This is a genomic window from Streptomyces mayteni (assembly GCF_054783955.1).
The window spans coordinates 12,208-29,403 of the sequence record NZ_BAAGPR010000100.1; the positions used below are offsets into that span (position 1 = coordinate 12,208).

Below are 17,196 nucleotides of genomic sequence, written 5' to 3' on the forward strand. Positions count from 1 at the left end.
GCGGTGGCTCGAACTGCCGCGACCAGCAACCCCCACCTATCGACTCAGGGGAGAGAACGTGACGGCACAACCGATCCACGACGCCAAGCACGCGGCGTCCTGCTACTTCCGCACCACCGTCAGCGGCTCGCACCGCAAGGCCCTCATCCAGGTCTGCGAGCCCTGCAACGAGCGGTGCGCGCACTGCTTCGTGTCGGCCACTCGGCGCGGCGACTACATGCCCTTGGCCGGCGTCCGCAACAGGCTCATCCCACAACTCGTCGAAGCTCGCGTCACCCGGGTCACGCTCACCGGCGGCGAGCCGTTCATGCACTCGGACATCATCGAGATCGCCGACGCCTTCCACGCGGCCGGAATGGACGTGGGCCTGTGCACGAACGCGACCATGGTGTCCGACACGCAGATCGCCGTCCTCGCCGAGCTCGGCGCCCACATGAACGTGTCGCTCGACGGCTTCTCCGCCCACAGCCACGGGAAGTTCCGCGGCCGGCCCGAAGGCTTCGCCGAGACCATCGACACCGTGCGGCGGTTCGCCCGCGCCGGCATCCTCCAAGGCCTCCTGTGCACGCCCAACAACCTGGCGGAGGACGAGGAGTACGCCAAGCTGTGCGCCTTCGCCCGTGACCAGGGCGCCAGATACGTACTGATGAACCCCCTGGGGGAGATGGGACGCGGCCAGAACTCCGCAGGCAGGCTGCGTCGGCCCGACGACCACATGCGGCACATCCGCGACCTCACGCTCCCGTTCGTCGACGACGACCTGGAGCTGGTCCACATCCGGTTCCCCAACGACGACAAGCCGCTCGCCGGCTGCGAGGCCGGCACGATCATCTACGTCTTCACCAAGGGCGAGGTCGCCGTCTGCCCCTACCTCGTGTTCGCCGCCCGCACCCGCGCGAGCCGGCACCCCGACTCGGACTTCATCGTCGGCAACGCCTGGGAGCACGACGACATCGCGTCCCGCCTCGACGGCTACCGCTTCCACGAGCGGTTCACGGTCGGCGACAACGCCACCTGCGGCAGCTGCTCCATGTCCGCCGAGTGCGGCAAGGGCTGCCCGGCCGCCGTCGTCGCCGCCGGTCACCGGATCGGCGCCGTCGACAGCGAGCAGTGCCCCGTCGTGCCGCACACCGCCCGACCCCTGCCCGTGGTCGGCATCTCGTGACCGGCCAGCGTGGGCTGCTCGTCTCCCTCGACGGCCCGGGCGGCGTCGGCAAGTCCACCGTCACCGCGGCCGTCGCCGAGCAGCTGCGCGCCGCCGGCCTCCCGGTCCTGGCGACGCGCGAGCCGACCGACACCCCGCTGGGCACCCTCGCCCGGCACGGCACCGACACCTACCGCGGCCTGGCCATGGCCCACCTCATCGCCGCCGACCGCTACCACCACCTCGACACGGAGATCCGCCCCGCCCTCGCACGCGGCGAGATCGTCCTCAGCGACCGCTACCTCGCCTCATCCCTCGTGCTCCAGGTCATGGACGGCGTCGACCGCCAAGAGGCATGGCAGATCAACCGGCACGCCGACCTCCCCGACCTGGCCGTGCTGCTGACCGCACACCCCGACATCCTGACCGCCCGGCTCGCCCAACGCGGCACCCACAGCCGCTACGAACGCCTGCCCAACGGCAGCGTCAGCGAACACAGGCTGTTCGCCCTCGCCACCACGACCCTCGCCGAGGCCGGCGTCCGCGTCCTCGAACTCGACGCGACATCCACCCCACCCGCCTCCGTGGCCCGTACCATCACGACCGCGATCACCGATCTCTACCGCAGGGGCGCTGATGACCAGCCAGCACCAGCCGACCTCCCTGGGCGTGCTGACCTTCAACCTCAACCGCCCCAGCGCGGAGCGGGCTGAACGCCAACTCGCCTACCTCGCCGGGCGCCCCGAACAGGTCCTGGTCCTCACCGAGACCGCGCCCAACGCCGGCTGCGACCTGATCGCCGAACACTTCGCCGCCGCCGGCTACGCCGTGATGTTCCCCCGACCGCCCGAGGCAGGGGAGCGCGGCACCATGATCGTAAGCCGCCTCGCACTCCGCCCCTGCCCAACCAAGTTCGGCTACCTCCCACACCGCGGCGTCGCCGCGACCCTCGACACTGACACCGGGCCACTGGACATCGTCGGCCTCTACGTCCCCTCCCGGGACATCACCGTCGAGAAGGTGGCCCGCAAGGAGACGTTCCTGCGCGAGTGCCGATCCGCACTCTCTGACCCCGCCGGGCGCCCTCGGCTGGTCATCGGCGACTTCAACATCCTCGAACCCGACCACCACCCCCACTTCCGCTTCTTCCGCCCGTTCGAATACGACTTCTACCGCTGGCTCGGCAACGACCACACCGACGCCTTCCGCCACCTCCACCCCACCACCAACGCCTACTCCTGGGTCGGCAAGACCGGCGACGGGTACCGCTACGACCACGCGCACGTCTCCGCCAACCTCGCCGACACCATCCGCGACTGCCACTACGTTCACGAACCCCGAACCCAGCCACCCCGACTCACCGACCACTCAGCCCTGACCCTGCGGCTCGCCCTCACCCCGACCGCTACGCTGCCCATCACCCCTGACCACCTCAGCAACCCCCGCACACTCTTCTGAACCACAAGCACCCCAAGAAAGCCCCCGCATGGACGACACCTGGCAGACCATCGAGCGACTGCGCGCATGGCTCGACGCCGAGAGCCCCGTACCGCCCGACACCGCCAAGCTGCTGCGCATCATGAAGATCGGCGAGGAATTCGGCGAGGTCACCGAGGCCGTCCACGGAGCCACCGGCGCCAACCCCCGCAAGGGCCACAGCCACACCTGGGACGACGTCATCAAGGAACTGTGCGACGTCACCCTCACCAGCATGGTCGCCCTCGCCACGCTCACCGACGACGCCCAGAAGGTGTTCGAAGCGCGCCTCCAGGAGATCGCGGATCGGTCACTCGACCGATAGCAAAACTCCGCCTCATGCTCCGCCCGGTTCACCCGACGAGTCGGCGCCACGAAGCCGCGTGCGGCGTGGCATTCGGCGAGTAGTCGTGCGGCGTCCCAGCCCTCGACTTCGGCAGCGCCCAGAGCGCGCTCCACGGCCGACCAGGCGTCGGCTCCGATGAACGTCTCGGCGGCCCGCCCCAGCAAGCGGCGGGCCGTTTGCTTGAGGCGGACCGGCCTGGAACTGGCCGTGCCGGTCGCGGAGTTGCGGCAGGTCGAGGGGCTGACCGTCGGCGGGCTGCGCGAGGTGCCGGTCCGCTGGTGACCCCGGGGCGGCCCGGACCTACCCGCGCCCCGTCAGGCCGGTGCCCTCGGGCGGGTCGATGCCGAAGTCGGCCCGCAGCAGGGCGAGAAGCTCCGCGTCGTCGACGAGTTCGCGCCGCTCCACGGTGGTGCCGTCGGGGGCGGTGACGGTCAGGGTGCGGCCGGCGATCTCCCGGTGCCCGCCGTCGGCGGTGGTGCGTTGGAGGTAGAGGGAGCGGCGGAACGGCGACCGCGGATGGGTGGCGATGTGCCAGTTCATCACGGCGTAGTCCGCCGCCTCGAACGGCTCCAGGGTGAAGGCGTACTGGTCCCGCCACTCGCCGCCGACGAGCCCCTGGAGCACCCACAGGTCCGCGGGAGCGCCCGGGTGGGGCTCGCGCACCAGCCGGTTGCGGCGCGGCCCGGCGGCCGCCTCCCGCCCGGCCACCAGCGGGATCGCCTCCAACAGCCCGGCCGCGGCCCCGAACCCGACGTCCGCCAGGAACGGCTCGGCCTCGCCCGCCACGTCGACCAGCAGCGTCATGTGGGTACGCGGCCTGGCCGTGCCGCCGCCGCCCATCCGCACCCGGGCGGCCAGCCCGGTCACCCGGAAGCCGAACGCCGCGAGGACGGCGGCGAACAGGGTGTTGAGCTCATAGCAGTAGCCGCCGCGTCGCCGGCTGACCAGCTTCTCCTGCACGTCCGCCAGCGCCAGCGAGGGCGCCGTCCCCAGGACCACGGCGTCCAGGTTCTCGAACGGCAGCGCCGCCAGGTGCGCCCGGTGCAGCGCGTGCAGGGTCTCGGCGGTGGCCGCCCGCGGCCCGGTCCAGCCGATGCGGTCGAGATAGGCGCCCAACTCCAGGCCGGCCGTGGGGCCGGCGTCCGCCACCGTGACATCGGGTCCGCGCAACGCGTTCATGGCCGCCACGCTACGCCCGGGCCGGCCGGGCCGCCTCCGTCCCCGGACCTACGTCCCGACCAACGGCCGGTGATCGGCGGGTTCGGGTTCGGCAAACTCCGCCGGCATCCCCGCCGGGGCCGCCGTGCCGCGAGTAGCCTCCGGAGCGGAGACCCGGGGAGCGGATCCGGGGCGGGCACTCAGGAGGCACCTCGCCATGTCGTCCCCACAGGTCACGTCGGCCCGGGCGCGGGAGCGCGGCGAGGAGATACTCGCCGTCCTCGACACCGCCTTCGGCGAGCTGCTGGCGGCCGACCCGGCCGCGTTCCGGGTGAAGTTCCGGAAGATGGCCGCCTCCGCCTTCGCGTTCTACCGCGGCACGGCCTGCCTCTTCTACCGGGACCTGGCCGAGGAGCACGCGGAGGACCCGTTCCTCGACGAACGCACCTCGCGGGTGTGGATCCACGGCGACCTGCACGCCGAGAACTTCGGCACCTACATGGACGCCAACGGGCGACTGGTCTTCAACGTCAACGACTTCGACGAGGCGTACGTCGGCCCGTTCCTGTGGGACCTCGAGCGGTTCGCCGCCTCGGTGGCCCTGCTCGGCCACACCAAGGCGCTCAGCGACGCGGTGATCGGCGACCTGGTCCGCGCCTACGCGGCCGCCTACCGCGAGCGGATCGCCGCGCTGGCCGCCGGGGCCGACGCCGCGGCGGTGCCGCCGTTCACGCTCGACACGGCCCGCGGCCCGCTGCTCGGCGCGCTGCGCGACGCGCGGACCCGCACCCGGTTCGGGTTGCTCGACACGATGACGGAGATCCGCGACCACGAGCGCCGGTTCGCGCCGGGCGGCGGCGCGGTCGCGCTCGACGCGGCGTCCAGGGAGCGGGTGCTGGCCGCCTTCGACGGCTACCTGGGGTCGCTGCCGCCCGCCCGCCTCTCCCGGCCGGACACCTACCGCGTCAAGGACGTCGTCGGCCGCCGCGGCGTCGGCATCGGCAGCGCGGGACTGCCCTCGTACAACATCCTCCTGGAGGGCAACAGCGACGCCCTGGAGAACGACGTGGTGATCTACCTCAAGCAGGCGCAGACCCCCGCGGTCTCCCGGCACATCACGGAGGAGCGGGTCAGCTCCTACTTCCGGCACGAGGGGCACCGCACCGTCATCTCGCAGCGGGCGCTCCAGGCCCACGCCGACCAGTGGTTGGGCTGGACGGTGCTGGACGGCGCGGGTCAGCTGGTGGCCGAGGTGTCGCCCTACGCCGTGGACCTGGACTGGTCCGACCTCGACGACCCCGCCGAGATCGCGGAGCTGGTCGCGGACCTGGGCCGCGCCACGGCGACGATGCACGCGGCCGCCGACGACTCCAGCGGCCACTCGCTCGTCCCCTTCTCCACGGAGCGCGCGATAGACGAGGCGCTCGCCGCCGACGAGGCCCGGCTGCCCGAACTGCTCGTGGACTTCGCGCACGGCTACGGGGCCAGGGCCAGGGCGGATCACCAGATCTTCGTCGACCTGTTCCGCAACGGCCGGATCCCGGGCCTCTAGCCCGGCTCCGCGGCAGCGCGCCGCGCCACGAACACGAACTCCTTGCCGGGCCTGTCGGGTGCGTCGCGTACGTCCTCGACGACGAAGCCGTGCTCGCGCAGGTTCCGTTCGACCTCCGTACGCTCACGGAAGCGGAGTGTCGACTCCGAGACCAGTACGGCCCCGTCAGCGGCGAACACGTGCGTGCCCCGGAAGCTCACCAGCGGCAGGCTCACGTCCGTCAGCTCGCCCCAGCTCTCGACGCGGCCGACGCCCGGGATGTCCGTCACGCGGTACGTGGTCTCGCGGCTCCACTCCGCCCACTCCTCCCACACGCGCCGCGCCGGATCACGTGTCTCGAAGACGAGCCGCCCGCCGGGCCGCAGCGCCTCGTACGCGCCGCGCAGCGTGGTACGCCACGCCCGCGGATCGGCGATCGCCTGGGCGACGTTCGCGGTCATCGTCACCAGGTCGACTCGCAGGGGCGGCAGGTCCCCCGCGTGGCCGTCGAGCCAGCGCACCCGCTCCGCGCCCGGCTTGCCGCGCGCGACGTCGACGGACGCCCGCGCGGGATCGATGCCGGTGACCGCGATCCCGCGCTCGGCGAGCAGCAGCGCGAACACGCCCGTACCGCACCCGATGTCCAGCACGGACCGCGCGCCGAACTCCTCCGCCATCGCGAGATACGCGTCGAGATCGCCGCGGTCCGGATCGAGTGGGTCGTAGATGGCGGCGAGGCGCGGATGCCCGAAGGCTGCGTCGACCATGGGGCGAATATATGTGGCCCCGGTCGCGCGCGGCCACTGACTTTTCGGGTCGGGGGCCAGCCGGACGTGGCGTGCGCGACGGGTGCGAGGACTTCGGCGCGCCGACCGGCGGTCGGGTGGTGTTAGGGTCACCGCGTGGTTACGGAACGAGCTCTCTCCGCCACGCCGGGTGTCCGTTCGTGGGCGCGTCGCCGGCGGCTGTGGTGGGTGAGCGCGCTCCTGCTGGGGCTGGTCTACATGCACGGCGTCAGCGCGGAGGGCGTGCTGGCGCACGTCGCCCCAGGCGCGTCCGCGCCGGTGTCCTGCGCCGGCCAGGCGGAGATCGCCGCCGAGGACGTGGCGATCCATCAGCACGACGACCACGGCGCCTCGCACCCGGGCGGGGAGTGCCTGCCGGGTCAGCCGCAGCCGGGGCCCGAGGCGCCGGACCCCGGCCCGGCGCCGACCGCCAGGGGCGCGGACGCGCCGCTCGACGCGGCCCCGACGTCGCTCCCGCGCGGGGCCGGTTCCGCGGCCCCGCCCCTCGACGACCTGACACGTTCGACGGTTCTCCGGATCTAGGGCCTGCCGCGCGGCGCCCCGGCGCCCCGCCGTCGTCCCCTCACCACTCGTCGATCGTCCGCGGGTGGCGCCTCCGGCTCCCCGCCAGGCCGCCATGACGGCGGCCCGCGCACCCGCGTCGCTCGTCGACTCGAACCCGAGAACGAGAAGATGCACCCTCAGACGCACACCCCCACGCACGTCCAGACCGTGACGACCACCACCGAGCCACCCCTCGGCCGCACCGCCCTCTCCGGGCTGGTCGGCAACACCCCGCTGCTGCGCGTCTCCGAGCCGTTCGCCCCGGCCGGGCGCGGGTTCTGGGCCAAGCTCGAAGGCTTCAACCCCGGCGGCATCAAGGACCGTCCCGCGCTGCACATGGTCGAACGGGCCCGCGCCCGCGGCGAGTTGCGGCCGGGCGGCCGGATCGTCGAATCGACCAGCGGCACCCTGGGGCTCGGCCTCGCCCTGGCGGGCATGGTGTACGGCCATCCGGTCACGCTGGTGACCGACCCCGGGCTCGAACCGTCCATGGGCCGGCTGTTGGCCGCCTACGGCGCCGAGGTCACGGTGGTGTCCGAGCCTCATCCGGCGGGCGGCTGGCAGCAGGCCCGCCGCGACCGGGTGCGGTTGCTGCTGGCGCGGCACCGCGGCTCCTGGTGCCCCGACCAGTACAACAACCCGGACAACGTCGCGGCCTACACGCCGCTCGCGCTGGAACTCGGCGCCGAACTCGGCCATGTCGACGTGCTCGTGTGCAGCGTCGGCACCGGCGGCCACTCGGCGGGCGTCTCGCGGGTGCTGCGGCAGCTCTACCCCGAGTCGCGGATGGTCGGGGTGGACACCGTCGGCTCGACGATCTTCGGCCAGCCCGCCGGCGACCGGCTGATGCGCGGCCTCGGTTCGAGCATCCACCCGCGGAACGTGGCCTACGACCGGTTCTCCGAGGTGCACTGGGTGGCCCCGGCCGAGGCGGTGTGGGCCTGCCGCCGGCTGGCGGCCTCGCACTACGCCACCGGCGGCTGGAGCGTGGGCGCGGTCGCCCTGGTGGCGGGCTGGCTGGCCCGCACCCTGCCGGCCGACACGCGGATCGTGGCGATCTTCCCCGACGGCCCGCAGCGCTACCTCGGCACGGTCTACGACGACGACTACTGCGCCGCGCACGGGCTGCTCGACTCGCCGCCGGCGGCGGAACCGGAGACGGTCGCCCGTCCTGACGAGCGCGAGGTGACCCGCTGGACCCGTTGCACCACGGTGGTCGACCCGCTCGCGACCGCCGGGGCCAGGGACGAGGAGAGCGCGGCGGAGGGTGAGGGCCGGTGAGGGGGACGTTCACCCGGTTCCGCTCCCACGAGCGTGGCGTGCGGCTGTTGATGGTCAACCAGTTCGCCATCAACCTGGGCTTCTACATGCTCATGCCCTACCTGGCGGCCCATCTCTCCGGGACGCTCGGCCTGGCCGGCTGGCTGGTCGGCCTGGTCCTCGGGGTGCGGAACTTCAGCCAGCAGGGCATGTTCCTGGTCGGCGGGACGCTGGCCGACCGGTACGGCTACAAGCCGCTGATCGTGGCCGGGTGCGCGCTGCGGACCGCCGGCTTCGTCACCCTCGGCCTGGTCGACTCGCTGCCCGCGCTGCTGGCCGCCTCCGCGGCGACCGGGTTCGCCGGCGCCCTGTTCAACCCCGCCGTGCGCGCCTACCTCGCCGCGGACGCGGGTGACCGCAGGGTCGAGGCGTTCGCGCTGTTCAACGTCTTCTACCAGGCCGGGATCCTGCTCGGTCCCCTGGTCGGCATGGCGCTGATCGGGATCGACTTCCGGGTGGCCTGTCTGGTCTCCGCCGCGGTCTTCGGCGTGCTGAGCGTCACGCAGATCCGCGCGCTGCCGCCCCGGGCCAGCGGCGATGGCGGCGGCGGGCGGGAGCGCGTCGGGTCGCAGTGGCGGAACGTGCTGGGCAACCGGCCCTTCCTGCTGTTCTCGGCGGCCATGATCGGCTCGTACGTGCTGTCGTTCCAGGTCTATCTCGCGCTGCCGCTCGAGGTGCGCCGCGTCGTCGGCGCGGGCGAGGCCGGCACCGCGACGGTCGCCCTGCTCTTCGCGGTCTCCGGCCTCGCCACCATCCTGGGGCAGACCCGGGTGACGGCCTGGTGCGCGGCCAGGATGGCGCCCGGGCGGGCGCTGGCCCTCGGCCTGCTGGTCATGGGGGCGGCGTTCCTGCCGCCGCTGGCCGCCACGGCCGTGCCGGTGCCGGCGGGCGGGGCCGGGCGGTGGCTGCTGGCGGCCGTGCCGCCGGTGCTGGCCGCGCTGTCGCTCGCCCTGGGGACGATGATCGCCTACCCCTTCGAGATGGACACCATCGTCCGGCTCTCCGGCGACCGCCACCTGGCCACCCACTACGGCCTGTACAACACGATCTGCGGAGTGGGCATCACCCTCGGCAACCTGCTGACCGGCGCGGTGCTCGACGCGGCCCGAGGCGCGGGCCTTTCGGCGCTGCCGTGGTTCGCGCTCCTCACCCTCGGCACGGCCTGCGCCGCCGCCCTCCACGGGCTGCACCGCGCCGGCCGCCTGACCCCGGCGGACGCCGGGCGACCAGAGCCGGCCCTGGCCTGACCGCCGCCGAGGCCGGCTGCCGCCGCCCCCGCCCGGGGACCAGTGCCCGGGGCAGCGGGCGGCGGTGGTCGCCGGCTCGTGGCGTGGCTCGGAGGCGGTTGCCGAAGGGGTCGCGCAGTCCGCAGTCGATCCCGTAGGGGCGCTCGGTGGGTTCCTCGGTGAACTCCACGCCCCGCTCCAGCAGTGTCCGGTAGGTCTTCCGGCAGTCGTCGGTGGTGAGGATGAGCCAGCCGCCCATCGCCCCCTTGGTCACGAGCTCGCGCACCTGCGCGGCCGTCTCCTCCGACATCGCCGGGGCGCCGGGCTTCTCCAACAGGATCTGCCGCTCGGGGTGGCCGGGGACGCTGACCGCGAGCCAGCGCATGAACCCCAGGTCAGAAGTCGAGGGCTTCGTCCTGGTCGTGCACGAATATCTGCGAATGAGTGATTGCGGTGAACATGGGCGCCACGCTACCCAGCGGGCCGGGCGGAAACTTATCCGAAACCGCTCAGTCGCGGGGCGCCAGGACAGGCTGTCCGGCCAGACGCCCGGCCAGACGCTCGGCCGGGCCCACGCCATGGTGAAGCACGTCGGCACGCCCGAGGCCACCGGCGCCCCGCGGTACGCCCGGGGCGACCGGCCGACGATGTCGCGGAACGTGCGGCTGAAGGTGCCGGGGCTGGCGAAGCCGACCTCGAAGCAGATGTCCGTCACGGCCCGGTCGGTCTCCCGCAGCAGGAACATCGCCCGCTCCACCCGGCGGCGCCGCAGGTAGCGGTGCGGCGTCTCACCGAACGTGGCGCGGAAGGTGCGGGCGAAGTGCGCGGGCGACACGTGCGCGATCCGGGCCAGGGCCGGCACGTCGAGCGGCTGCGCGTAGGCACGGTCCATCGCGTCCCTGGCCCTGAGCATCCGGCGGTTGCTCTCCTCTGCGGCGCTGCTCACGGCCCCATCCCACCACGCCGCGAGCGAGCGGGTCCGGCTGCCGGCGCCGCTCCGCGCATACCGTGACGCGCCGAGGGGGCGACGAGCACGGCGCCGACCGCGGTGAGGACGACGAACAGGCCGAGGATCGACACGGGCGCGATGTCCTCGCGGAGCACGACGGTGCCGAGGAGCACGCCGACCACCGGGTTGACGTAGGCGAAGGTCGAGGCGACGGAGGCGCTGAAGGTGCGGACGACGACGGCGTAGGCGCTGAGGGAGATCGCCGAGCCGAACACCACCAGGTAGCCGAACGCGGCCCACTGGGCGGCGTCGACGTGGTCGGGGCGCGGGGCGCCGATCGCGAGCGCCGGGACGGCGAGGACCAGCGCGGCCGTGGTGAACTGGGTCGCGGCCAGCGACGGGATGGTGAAGGCCGGCGCGACGCGCTTCTGGAGGGCGGTGCCCATGGCCCAGGTGGCGCCGCCGCCGACCAGCATGAGGATCGTGACGGCGGCGTGGTCGGGATCCAGGATGTCGGCCGAGAACAACCCGGGCGCGACGACGAGCCCGAGGCCGAGGAAGCCGACGCCCAGCGCCCCGAGCACCCGCCGGGACGGCGGCGTCCTGGTGAGGACCGCCTCGGTGGCCACTGTCCAGAGCGGGATCGTGCCCATCGCCATCACGATGAAGCTGGAGGAGGCGTAGGCGGCCGAGTAGGTGGCGAGTCCGTTGCCGGCCGCCCACATCAGCACCCCGGAGAGGGCGGCCAGCGCCCGGGTCCGCCAGGGCACCGGGGCGAGGCGCCGGCGCACGGCCAGGGCCATGACGCCGAGCAGCGCGGCGGCCGCGACCGCCCTGAGGAACTGGAGGTGGACCGGTGAGACGGCGCCGTCGCCGACGACGACCCGCACCGCGAAGTAGGTGCTGCCCCAGATGAGATAGATCGCGGCGAGCGGCAGATAGCGCGCTCCCGACCGCCCCGTGGCCACCCGCCCCGCCCCTTCCCGACACTTGCACGCATCGTTGCATGCAAGACGCTAGGCTGTCCCCCATGCCGAACGCAACCGCGATGGCCGAGCGGGCCTACGCGCACACCAAGCGGCTCGTGCTCTCCGGCGAGCTGCCGCCAGGGCAGTTGATCAACGAGAGCGCCATCGCGACCGAGCTGGGGATCAGCCGCACCCCCGTGCACGAGGCGTTCCTGCGGCTGGAGACGGAGCGGCTGCTGGTGCTGTATCCGCGCCGGGGGGCCGCGGTGCAGCCGATGGCCCCGAACGAGGCGCGCGACGTGGTGGAGATGCGGCAGGCGATCGAGTCCGCCGCGGTCCGCCGCGCGCTGGCGGACGCGGCGCCGGCCGAGCCGGTGCTCGACGGGCTGCGCCGGCTCGTCGCCGAGGGGGACGCGCACAACGCCGCCGGCGACCTGGAGGGGTTCGTGGAGTGCGACGCCGACCTCCACGGCGCCCTGATCGCCGCGTCGGGCAACACCACCGCGAGCCATCTCTACGACCTGCTCCGCGACCGCCAGTCGCGGCTCAGGCTGCAACTGCTGCGCCTGCTCCCCCAGCACATGGCGGCCGCCGCGGCCGAACACCACGACCTCCTCGACGCCTTCGCCACCCGGGACGCCGGCCGGTACGAGGAACTGCTCCGCCGCCACCTCGAGTTCTACCGCCACTCCTGACCGGGCCCCGCCCCGGTTCCGTCGCCGACCTGGAGAACGTCCATGCCGCAGATCGCCTCCACCGTCCGGGCGATACCCGCCTCCGGGATCCGCCGGATCTTCGAGCTGGCCGCCGAGCTCGACGACGTCATCCAGCTGAGCATCGGCGAGCCGGAACTGCCGGTGGCCCCGCACATCCTGGACGCCGGCGCGCGGGCCTGGCGGGACGACGTCACGAACTACACGCCGAACAGCGGGATCCCCCCGCTCAGGTCGGCGATCGTCGGGAAGCTCGCCAGGGACAACGGCTACCGCGTCGGCGACGACCAGGTCCACGTCACCGCCGGCGGCGCGCAGGCCCTGCACCTGGCCATGTCCTTCACCCTGGCCCCCGGCGACGAGATCCTCGTCCCCGACCCCGGGTACGCGACGTTCGCGATGACGCCACGCCTGCTCGGCGCGGTCCCGGTGCCCTACCGGCTGCGGGCCGAGCACGGCTTCACCCCCGACCTGGCCGCGCTGGCCTCGCTCGTCACGCCGAGGACCAGGGCGCTGCTGGTCAACAGCCCATCCAACCCGCTCGGGGTGGTGTTCGACCGCGGGACGGTGGCGGCGCTGGTCGCCTTCGCGGCCCGGCACGACCTGTGGATCATCAGCGACGAGGTGTACGAGTACCTGACGTTCGACGCGGGCTGCACCAGCCTCGCCGCGGTCGACACCGAGGACCGGGTGTTCGGCATCTACTCGCTGTCCAAGACCTACGCGCTCACCGGCGCCCGGGTCGGCTACCTCGTCACGCCGCCGGGGCTGACCGAGCGCTTCCGCGCCGCCCAGGAGTCGACGGTCAGCTGCGTCAACGCGCCCGCCCAACTGGCCGCCCTCGCCGCGCTCGAAGGCGGCCAGGACGGGGTCGCCGCGGCCCGCGCGCACTACCGCGCCAACCTGGCGGCCGCCCGCGCCGTCCTGGACGACAGGGGCATCCGCTACCAGCGCCCCGGCGGGGCGTTCTACCTCTGGATCGACGTCTCCCACGCCTCGGGCGGCGACGTCGCGGCCTGGGCGGAGCGCTTCCTGCGGACCGAGCGGGTCGCGGTCGCGCCGGGCACCGCCTTCGGGGCGGCGGGCGAGGGCTGGGTGCGGATCTGCTTCGCCGGCCGGCGCGCCCCGCTCGTCGAGGCGCTCGGCCGGTTCCCCGTCCCCGGTGGGCGTTAGGTCCTGTCCTGTCGATCTTGTCGGATCAGCCCGCGGCGTCAGACGCGGTGCTCCCCCAGACTTCGTCCGGGTGGGGGTGCCCCCTGCACGGAGTGCTCGGGGGAGTGCCCCCATTCGCTTCGCGCAAGGCGGAGTATCGCAGCTCATACTTGGCCGTATTCGCGCGATGCGACAACGCAGCGAGGCGCCGTGTTTGGGGGCACCTCCCAGGCCGCCAGGCCTGGGGGAGTCGCGGGCCCGGCAAGATCGGCAGGACAGGGCCTAAGCGCCGGGCGGGCCCCGGCCGACCTGCTGTTAAGCTCCGGGACATGCCCGCCCCGCCCTCGTCACCGCCGGGCCGTGACACGCCTTCCTCCCAGCGGGGGTTGCTCACCGAGCGCGTCGCGCGCCAGTTGGAGCACGACATCAGGTCAGGCGAGATCGCCGTCGGGGCCAAGCTGCCCTCGGAGCGGGAGCTCGCCGAGCAGTTCGGCGCCAGCCGGAACGTGGTGCGCGAGGCGTTGCGCCGGCTGGAGGCCCAGCACCTGATCGAGGTGGCACCCGGCCGGGGTTCGTTCGTCAGCGAGCGGACGGCGGAGCGGGTCCGCAGCTACGACACGCTGTACCGCGCGGAGCGCCCCACGGTGCGGCATCTCATCGAGGCGCGCATCCCGCTGGAGGTGGAGATCGTCGGGCTCGCCACGGAGCGGGCCACCGAGGCCGACCTCGCCACGATGCGCGGGGCCAACGACATCCTGCTGCGGGCGGCCGACGTGGTGCACAAGGCCCGCGCCGATCTCGACTTCCACGAGGCGATCGCGGCGGCCAGCGGCAACCCGGTGCTGCGCGTCATGCTGTCGTCGATCGGCGGGATGATGTTCGAGATGATGCTCCGCTCCAACTCGGACCCCTCGATCGGCGAGCCCGGCGTGCCGCACCACCCGGAGATCCTCCAGGCCATCGAGGCCCGCGACGTCGACCTGGCGAGAGCCAGGATGCGCGAACACCTCAGGCTCGGCCTGCGCACCTACGGCGCGGACCTGGACCTCAGCCTGGACGTCATGGCGCGGCAGCACATCGAGGCGCTGCTGCGGCAGCCGCCGCACCTCGGCTGACGGACGGCCCGGAACTCGGGGCTGGTCAGATCGTCGGCACCCTGTTACGGTCCAACTGGTCCTACCAGTTGGACCACCCATACTGGAACGAAACGGGACACCGTACAGCAAGAAAGTCGAGGACGAGGATGTCCACGAGCAGCCATCCGGTCGGGCGCCGCTCCTTCGGCCGGCTCGCCCTGGGCGTGGCGGCCGCGGCGGCGGGCGGGACGACACTCGGCGCCTGCTCGGGACGCGGCGGCTCCGCGTCCCCGAACGCGCCACTGCGGGTCATGGCGATCAACCACGTCTGGTCGCAGGCGATCGCCGGTCGGGTCGACGAGTTCGAGGAGCGGGTCGGCCGCCGCGTCTCGATCACGATGCTCACCTCCGACCAGCTCGCCAACAGCTACAACGTCAAGCTCAACGCGTCCGCCACGGACGTCGACGTGATGATGGTCAGGGCCCTGCAGGAGCAACTGCTCTTCGCGCACAACGGCTGGCTCGCCGATCTCACCGACCGCGTCGGCGACCGGGCGTTCGACTGGGACGACTTCCAGGACGCGCCGCGCGAGCGCTCGATCACGGCGGGCCGGGTGCTGAGCGTCCCGGTGGTGACCGAGCGGCCGGCGCTCTACTACCGCCGGGACCTGGTCGCCGACCTCGGCGGGCCGCCGGCCACCCTGGACGAGCTGATGGCCATGTCGCTCGAACTGGCCGACCGGCGGAACGACTTCTTCGGCTACGTCGGGCGCGGGCAGCGCAGCGGCGCGGTCAGCCAGTGGTCGAGCTTCCTCTACTCGTTCGGCGGCGACTTCACCGTCGACGGCCGTTCCGGGATCGGCACCCGGGAGGCGATCGCCGCCTACGAGTACTACGGCGCCCTGCTGGAGCGCACAGGCCCGCCGGGCGCCACCAACATGAGCCTGGAACAGGCCATGCCGATCTTCGCCCAGGGCAAGGCGGCGTTCTACATCGACGCCGACGCCATCTACACCAACTTCCTCGACCCCACGATCTCCACCGTCCAGGAGACGGTCGGCTTCGCGCCGTTCCCGGCCGGCCCGGCCGGTTCGCGGCCGCACAACATCCCGTCCTGGAGCCTGGGCGTCAACGAGTTCTCCCTACTGCGGGACGACGCCTGGGAGTTCGTGCGCTGGGCGTCGAGCCCCGAGATGGTGGCCGCGCTCCAGGCCGAGGGGATACCCGGCGCCCGGCAGTCCGCCTGGTCGGACGCCGCGACCCTGGAGTCCTTCCCGGCGGAGCTGGCCGAGACGATGCGCGTCAGCGCGGAGCGCGGAATCGGGCACGACAGGCCCGAGGTGCTCCAGGTCGGCCGCGCCCGCGACATCGTGGGCCGGCCGCTGGTGGCCGGGATCCTGGGCCAGGGCGTGCCGGGCGTCGCCCGGGACGCGGACGCCGAGTTCGCCGACTTCCTCGTCCGCGACAACCGCCACCGGGAGTCCTGATGACCACCCTCCAGACCCGGCCGGCCGCCGCCGGAAGGCGCCGGCCAGGCGGCCGCGCCCCGCGCACGTTCGAGCAGGCCAACCGCCGCCTGAAGTGGGCGATGTTGGCGCCGGCGCTGCTCTTCGTCGGCTCGATGATCGTCTTTCCGCTCGCCTACACCGTCAACCTCTCCCTCACCGACGCGTTCGGCGCCGTCAACGCCGGCAGCGAGCACGTCGGGTTCCAGAACTTCGGCGACGCGCTGGGCGACACCCGGCGCTTCTGGCCGGCCGTGCGGCGCACCGTGGTGTTCACCGTCGGCGCCGTGCTGCTGGAGACGGTGCTCGGCCTGGCGCTCGCCATGCTGATGCGGAAGGCGTTCCGCGGCATGCGATGGGTGCGGACCATCCTGATCATTCCGCTGCTCGCCACCCCGGTGGCGATCGGCATCCTGTGGCTGCTGATCCTCGACCCGACCAACGGCATCGCCAACCACCTGCTGGAGTCGGTCGGATTGCCGCCGCAGGAGTTCCTCGGTTCCGTCAGCCAGTCGCTGCCCACCCTGATGCTGATCGACGTCTGGCAGTGGACCCCGATGATGACGCTGCTGCTCCTCGCCGGCCTCTCCACCCTGCCCGAGGAACCCGAGGAGGCCGCCCTCGTCGACGGGGCCAACGCCTGGCAGCGGTTCCGGCACGTCGTACTGCCGATGCTCTCCACCACCCTCGCCACCGCGTTGGTGCTGCGCTCGGTCGACGCCCTGAAGACGTTCGACCTGCTGTACGCCACCAAGGGCCCGGGCGGCGGCTCCGACTTCGAGGTCGAGACGCTCAACATCTACGCCTACGGCCTCACCTTCGACTACCTGGAGTACGGCCTCGCCTCCGCCGTCCTCGTCCTGTTCACCCTCTTCATCATCGGCGTCGTCCTCGTGCTGCGCCGCCGCGCCGGAAAGGAGGAGGCATGAGTGCCCACGCCGCCGCGCACGCGGCCCGGCGCCGGCGCGGTCTCGGCTGGCTGCGGGGCGTCGCCGTCACCGTCGTCTCGCTGGTCTTCGCGCTGCCGATCGTCTGGATGTTCGCCGCCGCCTTCAAGACCAACGTGCAGGTCACCGACCCGAGCGTGGGGCTGTTCTTCTCCCCCACGCTGGAGAACTTCCGCAACGTGCTGGCGGACGGCGAGATCCTGCACGCGATGCGCAACTCGCTGATCGTGGGCGGCGTCTCGACCGCGCTGTCCGCGCTGATCGCGGTGCCGGCGGCCTGGGCGGTCGGCCGCTTCCGGATGCACCGCACCGGCTCGCTGATCCTGGTCGCCCGCA

The 17,196-nt window shown here is 72.9% G+C and carries 16 protein-coding genes and 3 pseudogenes; 14 read left to right on the forward strand and 5 right to left on the reverse strand.

Annotated features, from left to right (window positions below; translation table 11 throughout):
* The first annotated feature begins 58 nt into the window (after positions 1-58).
* The 4 genes from ACYVPE_RS31280 to ACYVPE_RS31295 are packed head-to-tail and all read left to right on the forward strand — an operon-like array spanning position 59 to position 2,945.
* The gene (locus tag ACYVPE_RS31280; protein WP_461037140.1) at positions 59-1,165 is read left to right on the forward strand and encodes a radical SAM protein; all 1,107 of its coding nucleotides are present in this window, start codon (positions 59-61) and stop codon (positions 1,163-1,165) included.
* Positions 1,162-1,857 carry a dTMP kinase gene (gene tmk, locus ACYVPE_RS31285; protein WP_461037141.1) on the forward strand — a complete coding sequence of 232 codons (696 nt, stop codon included), beginning with the start codon at positions 1,162-1,164 and terminating at the stop codon, positions 1,855-1,857. The genes ACYVPE_RS31280 and tmk overlap by 4 nt, the downstream gene beginning before the upstream one ends.
* Positions 1,781-2,602 carry an endonuclease/exonuclease/phosphatase family protein gene (locus tag ACYVPE_RS31290; protein WP_461037142.1) on the forward strand — a complete coding sequence of 274 codons (822 nt, stop codon included), beginning with the start codon at positions 1,781-1,783 and terminating at the stop codon, positions 2,600-2,602. Before tmk ends, ACYVPE_RS31290 begins: the two co-directional genes overlap by 77 nt.
* Before the next feature lie 28 nt (positions 2,603-2,630).
* Positions 2,631-2,945, forward strand: coding sequence for a MazG-like family protein (locus ACYVPE_RS31295; protein WP_461037143.1), 315 nt, complete (start codon positions 2,631-2,633; stop codon positions 2,943-2,945).
* A gap of 321 nt (positions 2,946-3,266) precedes the next feature.
* On the opposite strand, the gene ACYVPE_RS31300 is transcribed toward ACYVPE_RS31295, so the two are convergent.
* Positions 3,267-4,145, reverse strand: a complete 879-nt coding sequence (locus ACYVPE_RS31300; protein ID WP_461037144.1) for an arylamine N-acetyltransferase family protein — start codon at positions 4,143-4,145, stop codon at positions 3,267-3,269.
* A 124-nt stretch (positions 4,146-4,269) separates the two neighbouring features.
* On the opposite strand from ACYVPE_RS31300, the gene ACYVPE_RS31305 reads away from it, so the two are divergent.
* Positions 4,270-5,676 carry a DUF2252 domain-containing protein gene (locus ACYVPE_RS31305; RefSeq protein WP_461037145.1) on the forward strand — a complete coding sequence of 469 codons (1,407 nt, stop codon included), beginning with the start codon at positions 4,270-4,272 and terminating at the stop codon, positions 5,674-5,676.
* On the opposite strand, the gene ACYVPE_RS31310 is transcribed toward ACYVPE_RS31305, so the two are convergent.
* Positions 5,673-6,422, reverse strand: coding sequence for a class I SAM-dependent methyltransferase (locus ACYVPE_RS31310; protein WP_461037146.1), 750 nt, complete (start codon positions 6,420-6,422; stop codon positions 5,673-5,675). The genes ACYVPE_RS31305 and ACYVPE_RS31310 overlap by 4 nt on opposite strands.
* A gap of 207 nt (positions 6,423-6,629) precedes the next feature.
* Here ACYVPE_RS31310 and ACYVPE_RS31315 point away from each other — a divergent pair, with 207 nt between their 5' ends.
* The 3 genes from ACYVPE_RS31315 (at position 6,630) to ACYVPE_RS31325 (ending at position 9,571) form a co-directional block, all read left to right on the forward strand.
* The gene (locus tag ACYVPE_RS31315) at positions 6,630-6,983 is read left to right on the forward strand and encodes a DUF6153 family protein (RefSeq protein WP_461037147.1); all 354 of its coding nucleotides are present in this window, start codon (positions 6,630-6,632) and stop codon (positions 6,981-6,983) included.
* A 150-nt stretch (positions 6,984-7,133) separates the two neighbouring features.
* Positions 7,134-8,285 carry a PLP-dependent cysteine synthase family protein gene (locus ACYVPE_RS31320; protein WP_461037148.1) on the forward strand — a complete coding sequence of 384 codons (1,152 nt, stop codon included), beginning with the start codon at positions 7,134-7,136 and terminating at the stop codon, positions 8,283-8,285.
* 50 nt (positions 8,286-8,335) lie between these two features.
* Complete coding sequence (locus ACYVPE_RS31325; protein WP_461037156.1) at positions 8,336-9,571, forward strand: MFS transporter; 1,236 nt, start codon at positions 8,336-8,338, stop codon at positions 9,569-9,571.
* A gap of 73 nt (positions 9,572-9,644) precedes the next feature.
* Here the strand turns inward: ACYVPE_RS31325 and ACYVPE_RS31330 are convergent.
* The 3 genes and pseudogenes from ACYVPE_RS31330 to ACYVPE_RS31340 form a co-directional block, all read right to left on the reverse strand.
* Positions 9,645-10,011 (reverse strand): annotated as a pseudogene (locus ACYVPE_RS31330) (VOC family protein); the annotation flags it as partial.
* A 98-nt stretch (positions 10,012-10,109) separates the two neighbouring features.
* Positions 10,110-10,496, reverse strand: a pseudogene (locus ACYVPE_RS31335) (helix-turn-helix domain-containing protein); the annotation flags it as partial.
* Complete coding sequence (locus ACYVPE_RS31340) at positions 10,493-11,467, reverse strand: EamA family transporter (protein WP_461037149.1); 975 nt, start codon at positions 11,465-11,467, stop codon at positions 10,493-10,495. The gene ACYVPE_RS31340 and the pseudogene ACYVPE_RS31335, both read right to left, overlap by 4 nt.
* A gap of 62 nt (positions 11,468-11,529) precedes the next feature.
* Between ACYVPE_RS31340 and ACYVPE_RS31345 the strand changes: the two genes are divergently transcribed.
* The 6 genes and pseudogenes from ACYVPE_RS31345 to ACYVPE_RS31370 form a co-directional block, all read left to right on the forward strand.
* Positions 11,530-12,162 (forward strand): GntR family transcriptional regulator, encoded by a 633-nt coding sequence (locus ACYVPE_RS31345; RefSeq protein WP_461037150.1) that lies wholly within the window; start codon positions 11,530-11,532, stop codon positions 12,160-12,162.
* Positions 12,163-12,204: 42 nt separating this feature from the next.
* Positions 12,205-13,353, forward strand: coding sequence for a pyridoxal phosphate-dependent aminotransferase (locus ACYVPE_RS31350; protein ID WP_461037151.1), 1,149 nt, complete (start codon positions 12,205-12,207; stop codon positions 13,351-13,353).
* Between the two features lie 308 nt (positions 13,354-13,661).
* Positions 13,662-14,447, forward strand: a complete 786-nt coding sequence (locus ACYVPE_RS31355) for a FadR/GntR family transcriptional regulator (protein WP_461037152.1) — start codon at positions 13,662-13,664, stop codon at positions 14,445-14,447.
* A gap of 128 nt (positions 14,448-14,575) precedes the next feature.
* Positions 14,576-15,895 carry an ABC transporter substrate-binding protein gene (locus ACYVPE_RS31360; RefSeq protein WP_461037153.1) on the forward strand — a complete coding sequence of 440 codons (1,320 nt, stop codon included), beginning with the start codon at positions 14,576-14,578 and terminating at the stop codon, positions 15,893-15,895.
* Positions 15,895-16,842: a carbohydrate ABC transporter permease gene (locus ACYVPE_RS31365; protein ID WP_461037154.1), complete on the forward strand. Its 948-nt coding sequence runs from the start codon at positions 15,895-15,897 to the stop codon at positions 16,840-16,842. Before ACYVPE_RS31360 ends, ACYVPE_RS31365 begins: the two co-directional genes overlap by 1 nt.
* Positions 16,839-17,196 (forward strand): annotated as a pseudogene (locus tag ACYVPE_RS31370) (carbohydrate ABC transporter permease); the annotation flags it as partial. The gene ACYVPE_RS31365 and the pseudogene ACYVPE_RS31370, both read left to right, overlap by 4 nt.

Excerpts from the sequence above, each read along its gene's own strand:
- ACYVPE_RS31365 (WP_461037154.1), top strand. The coding sequence starts at position 15,895 with ATGACCACCCTCCAGACCCGGCCGGCCGCCGCCGGAAGGCGCCGGCCA.
- ACYVPE_RS31290 (WP_461037142.1), top strand. The coding sequence starts at position 1,781 with ATGACCAGCCAGCACCAGCCGACCTCCCTGGGCGTGCTGACCTTCAAC.
- ACYVPE_RS31355 (WP_461037152.1), top strand. The coding sequence starts at position 13,662 with ATGCCCGCCCCGCCCTCGTCACCGCCGGGCCGTGACACGCCTTCCTCC.
- ACYVPE_RS31325 (WP_461037156.1), top strand. The coding sequence starts at position 8,336 with ATGGTCAACCAGTTCGCCATCAACCTGGGCTTCTACATGCTCATGCCC.
- ACYVPE_RS31295 (WP_461037143.1), top strand. The coding sequence starts at position 2,631 with ATGGACGACACCTGGCAGACCATCGAGCGACTGCGCGCATGGCTCGAC.
- ACYVPE_RS31300 (WP_461037144.1), bottom strand. The coding sequence starts at position 4,145 with ATGAACGCGTTGCGCGGACCCGATGTCACGGTGGCGGACGCCGGCCCC.
- ACYVPE_RS31320 (WP_461037148.1), top strand. The coding sequence starts at position 7,134 with ATGCACCCTCAGACGCACACCCCCACGCACGTCCAGACCGTGACGACC.
- ACYVPE_RS31345 (WP_461037150.1), top strand. The coding sequence starts at position 11,530 with ATGCCGAACGCAACCGCGATGGCCGAGCGGGCCTACGCGCACACCAAG.
- ACYVPE_RS31360 (WP_461037153.1), top strand. The coding sequence starts at position 14,576 with ATGTCCACGAGCAGCCATCCGGTCGGGCGCCGCTCCTTCGGCCGGCTC.
- ACYVPE_RS31350 (WP_461037151.1), top strand. The coding sequence starts at position 12,205 with ATGCCGCAGATCGCCTCCACCGTCCGGGCGATACCCGCCTCCGGGATC.
- ACYVPE_RS31310 (WP_461037146.1), bottom strand. The coding sequence starts at position 6,422 with ATGGTCGACGCAGCCTTCGGGCATCCGCGCCTCGCCGCCATCTACGAC.